The sequence below is a fragment of the Nitrospira sp. Vd2 genome (assembly GCF_979581665.1).
In genome coordinates, this window is sequence record NZ_CEFZSK010000039.1 from 1 (window position 1) to 15,979 (window position 15,979).

The 15,979-nt window shown below is 59.5% G+C and carries 14 protein-coding genes, 1 tRNA gene and 1 pseudogene; 8 read left to right on the forward strand and 8 right to left on the reverse strand.

Going from position 1 to position 15,979, the window contains the following annotated elements:
- Positions 1–36: 36 nt before the first annotated feature.
- Entirely contained in the window at positions 37–504 is a 468-nt protein-coding gene (locus AC1U7K_RS15635) for a response regulator (protein ID WP_480252478.1), read from the reverse strand.
- Between the two features lie 663 nt (positions 505–1,167).
- Between AC1U7K_RS15635 and AC1U7K_RS15640 the strand changes: the two genes are divergently transcribed.
- Together AC1U7K_RS15640 and AC1U7K_RS15645 are read left to right on the forward strand one after the other, a co-directional pair.
- Positions 1,168–1,320, forward strand: coding sequence for a hypothetical protein (locus tag AC1U7K_RS15640; protein WP_480252480.1), 153 nt, complete (start codon positions 1,168–1,170; stop codon positions 1,318–1,320).
- Between the two features lie 846 nt (positions 1,321–2,166).
- Positions 2,167–2,532: pseudogene (locus AC1U7K_RS15645) on the forward strand (tyrosine-type recombinase/integrase); the annotation flags it as partial.
- A 133-nt stretch (positions 2,533–2,665) separates the two neighbouring features.
- Here the strand turns inward: AC1U7K_RS15645 and AC1U7K_RS15650 are convergent.
- The 3 genes from AC1U7K_RS15650 to serS form a co-directional block, all read right to left on the reverse strand.
- Positions 2,666–2,755, reverse strand: a tRNA-Ser gene (locus AC1U7K_RS15650).
- A gap of 102 nt (positions 2,756–2,857) precedes the next feature.
- Entirely contained in the window at positions 2,858–4,318 is a 1,461-nt protein-coding gene (locus tag AC1U7K_RS15655; RefSeq protein ID WP_480252481.1) for a PAS domain S-box protein, read from the reverse strand.
- 138 nt (positions 4,319–4,456) lie between these two features.
- On the reverse strand, positions 4,457–5,752 hold the full coding sequence (gene serS / locus AC1U7K_RS15660; RefSeq protein WP_480252482.1) for a serine--tRNA ligase: 1,296 nt from the start codon (positions 5,750–5,752) through the stop codon (positions 4,457–4,459).
- Positions 5,753–5,881: 129 nt separating this feature from the next.
- On the opposite strand from serS, the gene AC1U7K_RS15665 reads away from it, so the two are divergent.
- The 3 genes from AC1U7K_RS15665 (at position 5,882) to AC1U7K_RS15675 (ending at position 8,396) form a co-directional block, all read left to right on the forward strand.
- Complete coding sequence (locus AC1U7K_RS15665) at positions 5,882–6,895, forward strand: PA0069 family radical SAM protein (protein ID WP_480252483.1); 1,014 nt, start codon at positions 5,882–5,884, stop codon at positions 6,893–6,895.
- A 7-nt stretch (positions 6,896–6,902) separates the two neighbouring features.
- A complete protein-coding gene (locus AC1U7K_RS15670) occupies positions 6,903–7,253 on the forward strand; it encodes a rhodanese-like domain-containing protein (protein ID WP_480252484.1) in 351 nt (116 codons plus the stop codon).
- Positions 7,254–7,331: 78 nt separating this feature from the next.
- Positions 7,332–8,396: a DUF362 domain-containing protein gene (locus AC1U7K_RS15675; protein ID WP_480252485.1), complete on the forward strand. Its 1,065-nt coding sequence runs from the start codon at positions 7,332–7,334 to the stop codon at positions 8,394–8,396.
- A 22-nt stretch (positions 8,397–8,418) separates the two neighbouring features.
- Here AC1U7K_RS15675 and AC1U7K_RS15680 read toward each other — a convergent pair whose 3' ends face one another.
- From AC1U7K_RS15680 to AC1U7K_RS15690, 3 genes are all read right to left on the reverse strand, one after another.
- Positions 8,419–8,982 carry an OmpH/Skp family outer membrane protein gene (locus AC1U7K_RS15680; RefSeq protein WP_480252486.1) on the reverse strand — a complete coding sequence of 188 codons (564 nt, stop codon included), beginning with the start codon at positions 8,980–8,982 and terminating at the stop codon, positions 8,419–8,421.
- A gap of 111 nt (positions 8,983–9,093) precedes the next feature.
- Positions 9,094–10,629, reverse strand: a complete 1,536-nt coding sequence (locus AC1U7K_RS15685; RefSeq protein ID WP_480252487.1) for an HD-GYP domain-containing protein — start codon at positions 10,627–10,629, stop codon at positions 9,094–9,096.
- Positions 10,626–12,371 (reverse strand): HEAT repeat domain-containing protein, encoded by a 1,746-nt coding sequence (locus tag AC1U7K_RS15690; protein ID WP_480252488.1) that lies wholly within the window; start codon positions 12,369–12,371, stop codon positions 10,626–10,628. Before AC1U7K_RS15690 ends, AC1U7K_RS15685 begins: the two co-directional genes overlap by 4 nt.
- Positions 12,372–12,546: 175 nt before the next feature.
- Here AC1U7K_RS15690 and AC1U7K_RS15695 point away from each other — a divergent pair, with 175 nt between their 5' ends.
- The 3 genes from AC1U7K_RS15695 (at position 12,547) to AC1U7K_RS15705 (ending at position 14,374) form a co-directional block, all read left to right on the forward strand.
- Positions 12,547–13,182, forward strand: a complete 636-nt coding sequence (locus tag AC1U7K_RS15695; RefSeq protein WP_480252489.1) for an SGNH/GDSL hydrolase family protein — start codon at positions 12,547–12,549, stop codon at positions 13,180–13,182.
- Entirely contained in the window at positions 13,182–13,493 is a 312-nt protein-coding gene (locus AC1U7K_RS15700; RefSeq protein WP_480252490.1) for a thioredoxin family protein, read from the forward strand. Before AC1U7K_RS15695 ends, AC1U7K_RS15700 begins: the two co-directional genes overlap by 1 nt.
- Positions 13,494–13,603: 110 nt before the next feature.
- Positions 13,604–14,374 carry an OmpA family protein gene (locus tag AC1U7K_RS15705; protein WP_480252492.1) on the forward strand — a complete coding sequence of 257 codons (771 nt, stop codon included), beginning with the start codon at positions 13,604–13,606 and terminating at the stop codon, positions 14,372–14,374.
- Positions 14,375–14,445: 71 nt separating this feature from the next.
- On the opposite strand, the gene zwf is transcribed toward AC1U7K_RS15705, so the two are convergent.
- A complete protein-coding gene (gene zwf, locus AC1U7K_RS15710) occupies positions 14,446–15,975 on the reverse strand; it encodes a glucose-6-phosphate dehydrogenase (protein ID WP_480252493.1) in 1,530 nt (509 codons plus the stop codon).
- Positions 15,976–15,979: the final 4 nt, after the last annotated feature.

Here is a 15,979-nt window from a genome sequence, read left to right on the forward strand (position 1 = left end):
ATCCTGGCCAGCGTGGCTCGATTTTGTCAGCGCACTTCAGAGACAGGACACTAGGGCATAAAGGGTGCTCCGGTCGTCATCCACCAACAACACCTGTGACGGGCGAGCCCGCGCCTTCTGCTCCTGGAGAATATGTCCCGTAATTCGGGCAACCTCCTCCACGCCTCGCTCCGATTTGACGACATAGTCGTGTAATCCGGCCTTGAGACCCCGGACAGCAACTTCCTCTGTGCCCGTCCCCGTATACATCACCACGGGACAGTGCGGATAACGAGCTTTCACCCGTTGCAGAATATCCAAGCCTGTCGTCCACTGAAGATGATAGTCAGTAATGACCAAAGCAAAGGCGCCGGCCTGAAGGCTCACATCGAATTGTGATGTCCCAAACACTTCAGTTACAGCGACGTCAACATGGTGCTTCGCATAGGCTCGCTTCAGGAGTGCCCGATCGTCAGGGTTGTCGTCTACTACGAGGATGACGGGGAGGGGTATTTCACACGACATAACGATACCTTCTAGCCAATCGGAGGTGAAGATTAGCGTCCGGAGATGGAGATAACAATACGGAAGGTCACGTACTGGCAGGGTTCAGGCGGAACGCAGTCGGACAATCCGAGGGCCTATCGGATCGCGGTATGAACGGAGGATGGAACCTGGCTCGAAAGGTTTAAGTTTCCAACCGTCCAACGCCAACACTCTTCGGCGATCGATGTACTCGTGGTCGATGATGACGAAGGGACGCTCCATGCTCTACAGGCATTGCTTGGGGGTCGCAACCACCATATTGTTTTGGCGCGTTCCGGGGAAGAGGCGCTCAAGTATCTGCTCACCATGAAGTCGCAGCCATTATCCTCGATGTCCAAATGAAAGGTATGAATGGCTACGAAACAGCGGCGCTGATCCGGCAACGAGCGAAATTCCGGGATACCCCCCCATCCTCTTTTTGACTGGGGGTGAGCGTGGCCCACGCGCGATAACCGTAGCCTATGACCTTGGGGCAGTGGATTTCCTGATCAAGCCGCCCGATCCCGGGTCGCCACGAGCTAAAGTGCAATGTTTTGTCGCGTTAGCTACTCGAACGGAAGCGATTCGGGCCGCGAAGGCGGAGCTTGAAGGAGCGCTCCGTGATGTCGAGCAGGTTCAGGCACTGAGCGATGAGCTAAAAGGGTGAAAGAGCAACTGGCACGGTGCGTCGAGGACCTGAAAGCCTTTGAAGATGCGGTGGCCGATCGCAAACTGAAGATGCTCGCATTGGAGGAAGAGAACGCGGACCTGCGGGAACAGCTTCGCATCCTAAAAGGCAACGGAGGGGCTCCGTAAATGCCCTCTGCCTCGCTGGTACTTCCCTCGCAAACTTGGCACCCGTCCTAAGGTCCGCCTAACCTTCTCTTCCTCGTTACTACACTTCTCTCGCTGACTCCAGGGAACGACAGAGCCGTGCTGTAAGACCTTTGGCGGATTGTACGTATCCCTCCTATGTTATCTTTGACCTCTGTATCGAGAGCGATGCGAAGCATGTCAAGCCGGCCGTTTGGCCCTAGTGAGTAGGGCCATAATTTTTTCGATTGTGGCACACGTGCAAGCATGAATTTTTGCATGCCATGAATTCCGTGGGGCGATGGGGTCAGGACTCCTATTGCGATGATTGCCGCGGCAGTCCTGGCCGCTCTCGTCCTCGTGGGTTGCGATAACGAAGTCACAGTAGCGCCTCGCTTACTGCCTGTCCCCTCCTGTCCACAGCTGTCCACCTTCATTCGTCGATGACGTTTGTGTAGGGTGCCACCATCAACACGGAGTTTTCTTAATGGAAGGCATTAGTGAAGCATCTCGATGGTTCGTGAGCGTGAGAGAACTGGCCCGCGAACTGGGGGTCAGTGAGAAGTCGATTCGGCGGGCCTATTGGAAAGGGGAACTCCGAGTAGTCAAGGTGTGCCACATGCTGCGGATCGATCGCCGGCATGTCTTGGCGAAGTTCGAGAAGGAAGGGATGGCGGAGAAGGGACGACTGGCGGGGCGAGGCGGCGCCAGCCGCTCGCGCCGCACAGCGGCAACTCGTCCCCGTTTAGTAAGACTGGGGCGCAATTCTAGGAGGACGGGATGGGCGGGTTCTTGCTCCCGATCGGGTGGTTCCGGTTCACGGTCCGCAAGACGACCGTCGATGAGGTCATGAATCTCATCGGCGGCGACTGGATCAAAGCTGAACGCGGCTGGCAAGGCTACGTGCTGCCGTTCAGGGTCCTGCCAGAGTTGGCGCAGCTCCTCGGATCGCACTGGGAGAAGACCTTGTCCCTCGAATTGACATCAGACCATGCTATCCCGTGGGTCTTCTATTGGTCGGACCGTGGGACCGTCAAGCCGATTCACCCGAAGGCCCTCTATCGGCGATGGGAAACGGCGTGCAAGGCGGCGGGTGTGCCGGAACGCATCCCCCATGATTTTCGGAGAACGGCAGTCCGCAATCTCGAACGGGCAGGGGTGCCGCGCTCAGTCGCCATGAAGATTACCGGACACCTGACCGAGGCAGACTATCGGCGGTATGCGATCGTGAGCGAAGCCGATCTGGCCGAGGGGCTGAAGAAACTGGCGGCGTTGAGTGTCAAAACCGAGTTTAGCCACAGTTTGGCCACACTTCAGGGGGAAAAACCTCGATTTTGGCCGGAAACAATGGCGGAGGGGGCGAGATTTGAACTCGCGGACGGGTTACCCCGTCTCCGGTTTTCAAGACCGGCACGTTCGGCCACTCCGTCACCCCTCCGTGATGAGCGTCGAGTATACAGGGAGTCATCTTGCGCCGCCAGTGAGGTGTCAGGAGTGTGAGACAGTAGGTCATCGGTCTTCGCGCGCGATGGAACGAGTGTCAGCGAGATTCCGAACGGTCGGTCTCACGCGATAAGGCCTGGCGGAGGCGCTGCACCTCCTTTTCCAATTCGATCATCTTCAATTCCCGCCCGACCACGACTTCTTCGAACTTCTCCAATTCGTTCACGCGCTCGTTCAGCTCATGCTGCGTCGCCATGAGTTGATCGTGTTCTGAGCGCAGTTGGGCAAGGAGTCGTTCGCGTTCCCGGTCGGACTGCTTGCGGTCGCTGATATCGGCAATGATCCCGAGTATGCCAAGCCGCGTGCCGTGGAGGTTTCTCAACGGCGCCCAATGCAACGCCACGTCGAGCAGGCGCCCGTCGCGGCGCACGCGTTTCGTCTCGATTGCCGTCGTCGTATTCTCATTCATGGCCTTGTGAAGATAGGCGAAAAGCTCGTCGCGTTTCTCCTCAGGGAGGTGAGGCGGAGGATGACCGATGACCTCATCGCACGTCCATCCCAAGAGGCGTTCGGCGGCGCGATTCCAGATCATCACGCCGCCATTGCCGTCGATCGCGACGATGGCGAGCGGAGACGCCTCGATCACCGCTTGCAGAATGTGCGACGTCTGATGTTGGAGTTGTTCCGTCTGTTTCCGAATGAGCGAGAACGCAATATGGTTCGCGATATTTTGCGCCAGCTCGATCTCTTCCACCGAGAACTGATGCGGGGTGCCAAAATAGACCATGAACTTCCCGAGCAGCTTCCGTTGGAACAGCAGGGGGAAAAACCCCAAGGCCGCGATGCCTTCGCGGGCGAGCGTGGCGCGCAATGTTTCGACGGATCGATCACCCGCGACGTCGGATATGACAATCGGCTGCGGCGCGGATTCGTCTCCACGCCACGGTGAATGGCCCTCGACGATCGAGCGGTATTCATCGGACAAATTGGTCCACGCCTTGAACCGCATGACGCCGTCCGCATCGAACAGCAGAATGGAAGCGCGGTCGGCGCGTAACCCTTGCTGAATAGCAGCGAGGGCCGCCTTGTACACCTCTTCAATATCGGAAGCCTGAATGACGGTTTGCGTGAGGTTATAGATCAAGCGGAGTTCGTCGTAGCGACGCTGGATTTCCGCTTCGTACCGCTTGCGCAGTGAGATGTCGCGCTTGATGCCGACATACGCCACCGTCTCGCCGCTGTCGTTTGTGATGGCCGAGGCCACGAGTTCGAGCGAGATCACCTCGCCGGCTTTCGTCCGGCTCATGACCTCCCCGCGATAAGAACCACGCGCTTTCAACTCTGCAGCGATCTTCCCAAACTCCTCTTCTCCAACATGGATCGCAGGCGTTTGGTCTCGAAGTTCGTAATCCTCGTATCCGAGCATGCGGCGGTGGGCATCGTTTTGGGCGAGGTACCGGCCTTGCGGGTCGATGATCGCAATGCCGTCGTTCGAGACGCGAAATACCTCCCGGTAGAAGGTCGCGTCATCCAGAAGCGGCTCGAGGGACTTACGCATGAAAGCACTGTAAATTGGACAGAAAAAGCAGCATGTCGGATATTCAGCGAGGGCCCTTGTCGGTACAGACCGACATGCGTGGCGCGGGCGGTGGGCAGGGGAGGGGGGACCATGAATTGGAACCCGGGAAGCATTCGGCTAAGAAGCGGCTGGCGGTGTGATGCGCTCCAGGCCGCCCATATATGGACGCAGGACATTCGGGATCATCACCGAGCCGTCTGCCTGTTGATAATTTTCGAGGATTGCGAGGAGCGTGCGACCGACCGCGAGCCCCGATCCGTTCAGCGTATGGACGAATTCTGTTTTGGCGTCGCCCTTTGCCGCCGGACGGCGAAAGCGGATGTTGGCCCGACGCGCTTGGAAGCTCTCGAAGTTACTGCATGACGAAATTTCGCGGAACTGTTGTTGTCCCGGCAGCCAGACTTCAAGGTCGTACGTTTTCGCAGCGGAGAAACCCAGATCACCCGTGCACAATGCCACCACGCGATACGGCAGGCGCAGCCCCTGAAGGATCGATTCGGCTGCCGCCGTCAAGCATTCGAGTTCCTCGTAGGAATTGTCCGGTCTCGTCAAGACCACCAACTCGACTTTGTTGAACTGATGCAGTCGAATCAAGCCGCGCGTGTCCTTGCCATAAGAGCCCGCTTCTCGCCGGAAGCACGGCGTGTACGCGGTGTAGCGGAGCGGCAAGTCGCTCTCGTTCAATATTTCCTCGCGGTGGAGATTCGTCACGGGGACTTCGGCCGTCGGAATTAAGAAGTAAGGATCGTCACGGAGCGCAAAGAGATCGGCTTCAAACTTCGGCAACTGTCCCGTGCCGGTCATCGCGGCGCGATTGACCATCAATGGCGGCAGGACTTCCCGATAGCCGTGGCGTTCGGTGTGCATATCCAGCATGTAATTGATGAGGGCCCGCTCGAGTCGGGCGCCGACCCCAGAGACGACGACGAACCGCGCACCGGCCATGCGCGTGGCCCGCTCGAAATCCAGGATGCCGAGCGCCTCGCCAATCTCCCAATGGGGTTTCGGCACGAACGACAGAGACGGGAGTTCGCCCCAGCGCCGGATCTCTTGATTGTCATTCGAGTCCGATCCCGCCGGGACCGAGGCGTGGGGCACGTTCGGCACGCGGAGCGCCAGTTCGGCGAGCCGTTCTTCGAGGTCTCGCGCCTGTGTTTCCAACTCGCCGATCCGGTCTCCAACGACCTTCATCTTTGCCATCGCCTCGTCGGCGGGCTGCTTCTCGCGTTTGAGACGCGCGATCTCGTTGGAACCGGTCTTCAACTGATGGCGGAGGTCTTCGATCTTCGCCGTCAGGCTTTTCCGCTCCTGCAGCAGTTTGCCGAGTTCTTCCCATGGCACATCTCGACCGCGCGGACCGAGTTGTGCGCGGACGGTGTCGAGCTGATCGCGGAGGAGACGGGGATCGTGCATCGTTCAGAAGTCAGCGGATTTTGAGGTGCGCAATCTAACACCCGGTCCCCGAGGAGTCAATTGCGCGAGACATTGGGCGTGATGGTTCGTCGTGCTTGACAATCAGTATCGCGAATTCCACCATACGCCATGCGTGCGGTCAGGAATCCTCCCAATCCGTTCGAGTCCCAGTATCGTGAATTGTTGGAACCGCCGCCGGAGGCCCGTGTCGAGATCCTGGAAGATGCGACGCGCGAAATCCTCAGCCGCAACGACAGCCCCGATCTTCCCTTCCGCTGGAGCGTGAATCCGTATCGCGGCTGCTTCCATGCGTGCGCGTATTGTTATGCGCGCCGCTCGCATGAATACTGGGGCTTCGGCGCCGGCACGGATTTCGACTCGAAGATTCTCATCAAGCGTGACGCGGCCTCGTTGCTGCGAAAGGCCTTTCTCCGCCCCTCATGGAAAGGCGAAGTGATTCTCTTCTCGGGCAATACCGACTGCTACCAGCCGCTCGAGGCCTCCTACGGATTGACGCGGGCGTGTCTTGCCGTCTGTGCGGAATTTTGCAATCCCGTCCGCATCATCACCAAGTCGGCGCTCATCGTTCGGGACGTCGAGTTGCTGCAGCGGCTCCACCGGACCGCCTCGCTGCGCGTGTATTTCAGTATTCCGTTCATCGATGCCGAGACCGCAAGAAAGGTCGAACCGCATACCCCGTCCCCGGAGAAACGTTTCGCGGCCCTCCGCACGCTGTCGGAGGCCGGCATCCCGACCGGCATTTCGATCGCGCCGGTGATCCCGGGCCTCAACGAAGACGACATTCCGGAGTTATTGCGCCGGGCACGCGAGGCAGGCGCGAGTGATGCCGTGTACGTGCTCCTGCGCTTGTCAGGGAGCGTGCGGGATGTGTTTCTTGAACGGATGGCCGAGGCGTTTCCCCAGCGGATTGAGAAAATCATTTCCCGGATCCGCGATGTTCGGGGCGGCGCGCTATCGGACGGACACTTTTTCCGCCGTTATCAAGGACAGGGCCATCATTGGCGCGTGATCGAGCAACTCTTCGAAGTCGGACGGCGGAAAGCCGGCTTTCCCGATGCCGCCGATGAAGAGACCGTGACCACTTTTCGCAGGCCTGAAACGGTACAAACGACACTTTTCTGATGACACGATGACGCACAATCCTGGATTTCTCCGCCTCGTGGAGGAGGCCCGTCGACGTATTCGCGAGTGCACCATCGATGAGGTGCGGGCAAAACGGGAGCGCGGGGAACGGTTCGAATTCATCGATGTCCGCGAAGATCACGAATATGCCAAGGATCGCGCGTGTGGCGCCGACGTTGAAAGCCTCATCCCGGACAAATCGACCGACATCGTACTGTACTGTGGTGGCGGCTATCGTTCCGCTTTGTCGGCCGACAGCCTGAGACAGATGGGATACACGAACGTGACATCGATGGCCGGCGGCATCAGAGCGTGGCGGGAAGCCGGCTATCCATTGGAATCAGGCCCAACCGACTAGCCGTCACATGCCCCGCATTCGACGCAGCGATGCGTTACTGGAGACCCGCGTTTCTCACACCGTGTCCGGTCCCCTTCGATGACCCGACGCGATTTGCTTCAGCGTCTCCTGTTCGGCGTCGGTTTGATGTCGGCGCTCGCCTTCGCCCCGCGGTCGTTGCTCTCAACCTTGCTCTTTGAACCCGACGCCCCGCAGGTTCCGCCCAAAGCCCTCCCGGTGAACCTCTTTCAGCAGGATGGCAAGGCGCTCGTGGTGATGATCCATGGCCCGGATCCCGCGGTGCTCGTGCGTGAGGCGCTCGCGCGTCTCGGTGGACTGGAACGGTTGTATCCCTCCGGCAAGCGGATCCTCATCAAGCCCAACGTCGTGAACGATCGGCCGCCACCCAGCACGACGGGTCCCGCTGTGCTAAGCGCGGTCCTCGACCTGGTGAAGCAGACGGATCCAGCAGAGTTGATCGTCGCAGACAGCTCCGGAATGTTGCGCTTCCCGACGTCAGACAACTTGACGGAAACGGGCCTCCGACAGGTGGCCGCGTCACACGGCGTTCGTGTGCTCACGCTGGAAGAGGAGCCCTGGGTACGAGTTGAGCCGCCCGCGGCGGCGTCCATGCGTCAGTACTGCGTGTCGCAGCCGGTGTACGATGCGGACCTGTTCATCAACGTGCCTGTCGTCAAGACGCACAAGTTCGCTCACTATTCGTGCAGCCTTAAGAATCTCGTCGGCATCATCCATCCCCGGTATCGCCCGTCCCTGCGATTTCTCTCTGGACGCTGGCACGAACAGATCGCCGAACTGAACTTGGCCGTCCATCCTCATCTCACGATTGCGGATGCCACGACGATGATGATCGCCGGCGGGCCGACGAGCGGGACACCGGCGGACGCGGACATCGTTCTCGCGAGCGGGGACCGGGTGGCGATCGACGTGGTCGCCCTCGCCCTCATTCGTTCATACGGCGCGTGGCCGAAGGTCGAGGGCGGATCGGTGTGGGAGCAGCGTCAGATCAAGCGGGCAAGAGCGTTGGGCCTTGGGGTGAACGGACCGGCCGAGATCGAATTGGTCATCCACACGTTGGCGCCAAAGGATGAGGGGTTTCAGCGTCGAGCTGACGCCGTTCGGGCTGACGTGATGAATGGCTAGATGTGGGTCCGAGGCGAACCGCTTACTTGTTTTGGCGATCGAATTCCTTGATCACTTGGTCGGTCAGATCAAGGGTATCGCGGTTGTAGAGCACGATCTTGATCGTGTTCTCGCTTCCTTTGTCCACGACGAGCGTGAACCCGCCTTTCTCCGCGACGGCCTTCGTGGCCGCCTGGATCTTCTTCATGTATTCATCGACGAGTTCTTTCTGCTTGGCCCCGAGTTCTTGGTTGAACTCCTGCGCCCGCCGCTGATAGTCCTGCAGCTTGCTGCGAAACTGGTTCTGCTTGTCCCGCTTCTGTTGCTCGCTGAGCGACGCGTCCTGCTCCTTGAGTTGCTTCTCTAAGTTCTTCAACTCCTCCTCGTCGCCGGCGAGCAGCTTCTGGCGGGTGGAGGCATATTCCTTCAACGTGTCGAGCGCCCGCTTGCCGGCCTTGGATTTCTCCAACACGGCTTGCGGATCAACGACGCCCATCTTGAAGGTCTCGGCGGCACGGGTTAGCGACCCAAGCGGCGTGAGGACCAAGAGAGCCAGGATGGCGGCGGACAGCATTGTGAACGTGGCTCTCGGCTGAATCTCGCGCATAAAGTCTCCTTTTCTTCTTCGATAGCGGAAAACGCGGCGAGAATAACGTTCCGACGACAGCGTGTCAAGCAAACGCTGAGCGGTTTTCAGTAGAGATGAGGCGGGGTGCTGTCAGAGGAAATAGCGGCTGGTGTCGAAGCGGTACTCCGTATTGTCGACAAGCTGGACGATCGAATGCCGATACTGGCCGCTTGGGTCCTTCTCGGACAGGTCGAGTTCCGGTCCATCGATCGGGTTGCCGTCGACATCGCCGACCACCTTGACAATCGGACGCCGGGCGAATTCGGCCTCCGGATGTGGGCGGAGGACGACGGCAAGCTCATTGGTATCGAGCATGACGAGGCTGCCGATCGGAATAATGCCGATGCAGTTCACGAACAATTTCAGGAGCAGCGGATCAAAGGCTTGCCCGGTCTTGCTCAGCATCATCTTCAACACCTTCTCGGGCGGCATGGGCTGGCGGCGGTACACCCGCGACGACGTCATGGCATCGTAACAATCGGCGATTGTCAGAATGCGGCCAGTAAGCGACTGGGTCCACGGGACGCTGAGTTTCGGATACCCCGAAAAATCGAGATTCATGTGGTGTTCGAAAGACGCAGCCGCCATGCGCGCCGGCAGGTCCGCAATCCCCCGCAGGCGGATCATGTTGATGACCCCTTCGGTCGGGTGGCTCCGCATGACCTGCCAGTCCTCGTCCGTGAATTCTCCCGGCTTGTTGAGCACCTCGAGCGGGATGGAAGCCTTGCCCGAGTCATGAAACAGTGCGGCGAGGCCGACGTCGGCCAGCTCGGTCCGCGGATAGCCGGCCTTGTTGGCGAGCGCAAGGGACAAGACGCAGACGTTGACCGAATGATTGTGGGTATATTCGTCGTGGCACCGGAGGGTCGCCAAACCGAGCATCGTCGCTTCGTCATATTTCATCAGATCGACGAGGTTTTCGATCGCCCGTTTGGCGAGTTTGAAATTCGGCCGCTTGCCTTCCCGAACGCTTTGGACGAGCGCCTGCACCGCCTTGCCGGCTCCGGCATAGCTGCTCTTCGCCAAGGCTTTCGTATGGGCACGGTGCTCGGTCTTTCGAGCACCGCCGGTTTTGGCTTCTTCGATCTCGATGTGCGTAATCCCGGCTTGCTTCATGTCCTGTTGCAGCTCGAAGACGGTAATTTTCGCGGGATCGCTCGACATCAACAACGACGCAAACTCGCGCAGCTCTTCGGCCGTAAGGTCGGCCGCGAAGGAGATCGAACCGATCTTCCAACTGGTGAGCAGGTCGATCAAACCAGTGAAGACGGCGAGCTGCTGCGTGTTCATTTTCAAGTGCATCTCGCCCAAGAACAGAAAGTCGTTTTGGAACCGGAGGATGACGGGGCGGTCCTGCCCGAGCGTCTTCACGATTTTGAGAATCGCGTTGACAGGCTGGTTGAGGGCGGCGTTCCCGCGGTCGTGAATGCGGACCGTGCGGAACAACGAGTACAGTTGCGCCACGCATTGGGAGCCCAGCCACAGGATTTGTTGATCGAGGATGTCGTGAGCCTCGGAACCCTGACCGATCTTTCCGGTGAGCGACTTTTCGTGCGTCAGCAGCGGCTGTTCGGTGGTCGTCGCCTCCGATCCTGAAGACACCGGGGTGCTGGTCTTCTCGGTCATGGCTGTGCTGCTCCTCGGGAAGGTGCCTGCTGTACGATTGTGAGTGCGTTACTGCACGCCCGGCGAATGGTTTTGTTGAAGCGACGTTGACCAATCCGGAGCACGGCAGCGGCGGCGGGGGTCTTCAAGGCGCCGAGGGCCTCAGCCGCAAGCACGGCGGCTTCCTCGTGTCGCTTTCGATGTCGCCATGCCCGGTAGGTCACTAGTTGTTGCCAATACGGGACACATGCCTCGCCGGCCGTCTGCCGCATGGCCTGGAAGACGGATCGTCGTTCCGCGACAGGACGATCGTGAAACGTCGGCGCGGTCACAATCGGCACCCACGCATCAAATGACGCCGTGTACTCCGCCGAGAGCAAGGTCTTGAGCGCCATCAATCGAATCGATTCCTCGGTGTCGTTGAGAAAGGCAATGTAGCGATCGGCTTTCTTCGTCTGCGATAGCGTCCGCACGGCCCGCAACACTTCTTTCCGGACGCGCACGTCGGCGTGCGTCGCGAGCGGCTCCAAGTGCTTGACCATTTGCTCATCGCCGACTTTGCTGATGACGTACACCAGATTGCGAACGACGTACCATCGCGCGTCGGACAGGCCTTTGATCAGCGGCATTGGGTTGTGTTTCGCGTGCGCCATCAGGACGTCGCAGACGACCATCCGATGTTCCTTGTGCTTCAAGTTCGCCATCAGCACGCAGAGGCCATGGGTGGCATGAGGGTTCAGCAACAACAGCAAGGCGTGCAGGTCATCGGTCGCGGTGTTCGGCGACGCGTTGAGGACGGCCTCGATCGTTTTTAAGCGATCGGCGCGACTGAGCGAATCGAACAGCTGGGCCACTTTCTGCTTGTGGGCCTCACTCAAATTGGGACAGAGCTCCTGCGCCTCCCGCAGCAAGCTGACGAAGGTGTTGAGGAGCTTCCAGTTGCCTTCCTTCGTCAGCGTATCGAGAATCTCCGAGAAGAGGCCGAGCAGCCGATCGAGAACCAGGGGCGACTGCTCGCTGGCGAGAATGGCGGTCAACATATCGAGCAAATACGTGACGCTGTCCCGAGCGGACTCCGCTGCAATCTCCTCCGCCAGTCGTTGCAGGTCGGTCTCGGAAATCTCATACGCCGGGACCCCTTGTCCCTGACCGCTCTTGTCCTCTTGCTGGCGATCTGCCTGATGGTGTCGGCGCTCCTGTTCCGCGATAGCGCGCAAGTTAGAGGGCGCGGCGTTGAGTGTCTCAGCGTCCTGCGGGGTGAGAAAAGCGCCGGCATCTGACGTGTTGATGATTTCTTCGGCGGTAATGAAAGAGATCGTGGAGAGATTCTTCTCCCAGAGTCGCGTCACGATATCGTCGTCCGACGCCTCCGCGTCATAGGTTCCCCAGACCGCTTGCAGAAAATATTGGAGGTCGTCCTGGCTCAGCCCTTTGTGAAACGACAATTCGCGAATGCCGTCGGCGTGGAGCTTGAACGCGAGGTTTTCGGTGGGAGTGGACGATCGGTACACCGCCTGGCCCTTGTAGTACAATTCCCCTCGCTGCACGAGAAATTGCAGAACGTCGTGAGCGGCGAGTTGTAGCGTAAGGTAGCTATAGAACTGCTGAAAGAACTTCTGCGCGACCGGGTTGTTCGGTCCATAGGTGCGGACGGTCTTGAACGTCTTATCCAGCAGGCCGAGGAGCTGCTTGATAGCTTGCAGTTCGTTCGAATCGACCTGTTCGGGTACCGAAGGACTCTGCTCTCCTGTGGAAGTCGTCATTGGTCGGCGCTTTCAAGCATCGCTGTAGGGACCCTTGAAGAATGCAATGTAGTTCTGAAAACTGGCATGCGTATGTCGTTGCCCGTTCTTGCTGTTGGAAAGTTTCGTCGGCAAGCCAAAGTTTGTCAATTTTTGAGACGGTGATGAACACGTTTTGTCAAGGAGCGATCCCGCTATGACTAGCCCTCCGGCTCCTCGCTCCATCGTATGCTTTGGTGACAGTCTGACGGTCGGCTACCAGTCGCCGCCGCCCGGTGTCTTATCGGTAACGGAGACGCCGTATGGCGGCTTTTTGCAGGATCGGCTCGGAGATAGGGCCCGCGTGATCGTGACAGGTATCTGCGGCGAGTTGACCGGTGAGATGGTGGCGCGATTCGAGAAGGACGTTCTCGCTCGGCGGCCGGACTATGTCGTCATTCTGGGCGGAACGAACGACCTTGGTTGGAATGTGCCGATACCGGAGATCACGCGGAATCTCTTTCTGATGTACCAACGCGCACACGAAGCCGGGATTCAGCCCGTTGCGTTGACCGTGCCATCCTTGCGGGCAACGTCAGGCGCAGATGCCGAGGCGGCCGCCTGGCTCAGGGACCACATCGCGCGACGCCGAACGGTCAATGCGGCACTTGAAGAGTACTGTTCGACCCACTCGCTGCCCTGTGTCGATCTGTTCACCGCCACCTCGGAACCCGGCACAGGCCTTCTCGCGGCGCGCTATTCCAACGATGGCCTGCATTTCAACACGGACGGTTATCACCTCATTGCAGAGCTGTTGTACGCGCAAGTCTTTGCTGCCCTCATGGTGTCATAATGCAGGACGTCAATGACCGGCAGTTCGATCGTGTGATTGAGGGAGCGCGGGTCCCCGTCCTCGTCGAGTTCTGGCAGCCCGGATGTGGAGCGTGCCGTGCGCTCATGCGCCAGCTCGAACAATTGGAGGCGGAAGTCGGGGACCGTCTCCTGATTCTGAGGATGAACGTCGAAGAGAACTATCAAATCCCCGCCGAGCTCGAGATCTCCTCTCTCCCGGTGCTGGCGCTGTACAAGAATGGACGGTTCGAGCGGTTTATCGGCGGCCTCGGAAGGAGGGATGAGATACTGAAGCAATTGCGGCTTGCCTAGCGATTCACTCGTGTGCGTTCCTACATTGCTGTTCCCACACCCGTCCACTCCGTTTGACAGCCCCCGACGCTCTGTTAGCCTTGAAGACAAGCCACACGGTGGAGGGTGTTATGCGTATCATCCGACGTCATTCGGTTCACGCCTTGGTCATTCTGCTTCCGTTGCTCATGAGCGTTGCGACCGGTTGCAGCCGAACGATTTCGACGTACGGCGGAGACAAACAGTCCGAGTATGGAAAAGACCGGGGGGCCCAAGGCCGGGAGGCGAGCCGTGGTCGTCCGGGGCAGCCGTCGACAGGCGGAGGGGAGGTGGGGCAGGAAGGCCGGGACGATTCACCGATCCCGTCGCTCAGTCAGGTGGAGCGTCCCGACGCTTTCAGCCTTGGGAAATCGACTGGAGAGGAGCGAATCCCGTCGGATGCGATCGTCACGGCTCAGCCGGTGGAGGGCGCGAATGGCGTTCAGGGGAGTGAGGGACGGACGCGATCGTCACGCGGTCTCTCGGGGAAGTCCGGCACGCTGCTCACCGGCGACCACGAGGTGGAGATCGAAGCGGTCAACGACGTCTTCTTCGGCTTCGACAGTGCGATCATCACGAATGAAGGCAAACAGGCGCTGCTCAACGACGTGCGATGGTTTCAAACCCATCCCGAAGTGCGCCTGCTGATCGAAGGTCATTGCGATGAGCGCGGGACGAACGCCTACAATCTCGTGCTTGGCGAGAAGCGCTCGAAGGCCATTCGCGCGTTCCTCAGCGACCAACGCATCGATCACACCCGCATGTCGATCGTCTCGTACGGTAAAGAGCGGCCGTTCTGTGAAAGCCACGACGAATCATGCTATCAGCAAAACCGCCGGGTGCATTTTGCGATGCGCGAATAGCAGGAACCGATCTGCGCCGTCATACGCGTCGGGCCTCCGTCTCTCGATTCAGTGAGGCGGAGGCTCGGTCGTTAGAGCGTCCGCCACCGGCGCCCGTCCATTTGAATCAACCGGTCGGCCTCCACCGGTCCCCACGTTCCTGCCGCATACTCCGGCAACCACCGCGCGCCTTCCGTTCGCCATCCGTCGAGAATCGTTTGAATCCATGCCCAGGATGCTTCGACAGCGTCACGGCGCATGAAGAGCGAGGCGTCCCCGATCATCACATCGAGGAGAAGCCGTTCGTAGGCTTCCGGCGACGATGAGCCGAATGCTTCATCGTACTTGAAGTCCATCTCGACCGGATGCGTTTGCGCCTTGCTACCCGGCACTTTGGAAATCACGCGGAGGGAGAAACCTTCTTCGGGCTGGATGCGAAGCCGCAAGACGTTCGGCGCCTGCGGCATGTGAGGATTCGCATTGAACAGGATGTGCGGAATATCCTTGAACTGGACCGCGACTTCGCTCGCACGTTTCGGCATGGCCTTCCCGGTGCGGAGATAAAAGGGAACGCCGGCCCACCGCCAGTTCTCGACAAACAGTTTGAGGGCGACGTACGTCTCCGTCGTCGAATCGGGCGGTACCCCGGACTCTCGGCGATAGCCAGGAACTTCCCGCCCGCCGATCTTGCCTTGGATATATTGCGCACGGACCGTCATCGTTTCGACGTCCTTGCCGACGATCGGCCGTAAACATCGGAGCACGTCGATGCGTGCATCACGGACCACCGTCGCGTCCAGGGAATAGGGCGGCTCCATCGCGACGAGGCAGAGCAACTGCAGGATGTGATTTTGCACCATGTCGCGCAGGGCGCCGGTCTCGTCATAGTACCCGGCTCGCGTCCCGACGCCCTCGGCCTCGCTCACGGTGAGTTGCACGTGGTCGATGTACTTGCTGTTCCAGACCGGCTCGAAGATGCTGTTCGCGAACCGCAGCACCATGATGTTCTGAACGGTTTCCTTGCCGAGATAATGGTCGATCCGGAAAATTTGCGATTCGTCGAAGACGCTTGCCAAGGCGGTGTTGATCGCCTGCGCGGATGGGAGATCGTGGCCGATCGGTTTCTCGACGATCACCCGACAGAACGGCCGGCGATCCTCGGGCACATGAATCAGTCCGGCGTCATTCAGTCCCCGGCAGACCGGAACAAACGCATCCGGGGGAATAGCCAGATAGAAAATCCGATGGCCGGGCATCCGGGCCTCGGTTTCAATCGCTTCCAGCCGCGTGCGGATCGCCGGATAGGTCGCGGGGTCGTCGATGGAACCCGCGAGATAGAACAGGTGGCTGGCAAACTCTTGCCACGTGGTCTCGTCGATCGGTTGGCGGGAATACTTTTCCAGTCCTTCGCGCATCTGCAATCGGAATTGCTCATCGGTCCAGGTCTTTCTTCCGTTCCCGAGCACCGCGTAGGTCGTGGGCAGCATGCCGTCCAGCAGCAGATTGTACAGGGCGGGGATCAGCTTACGTCGGGTAAGGTCGCCCGACGCGCCAAAAATCACGAGGGAAGACGGCTCCACGTGACTACGTCCGGCCTCGGTCGGTGAACCAGGCGTGACCATGAGC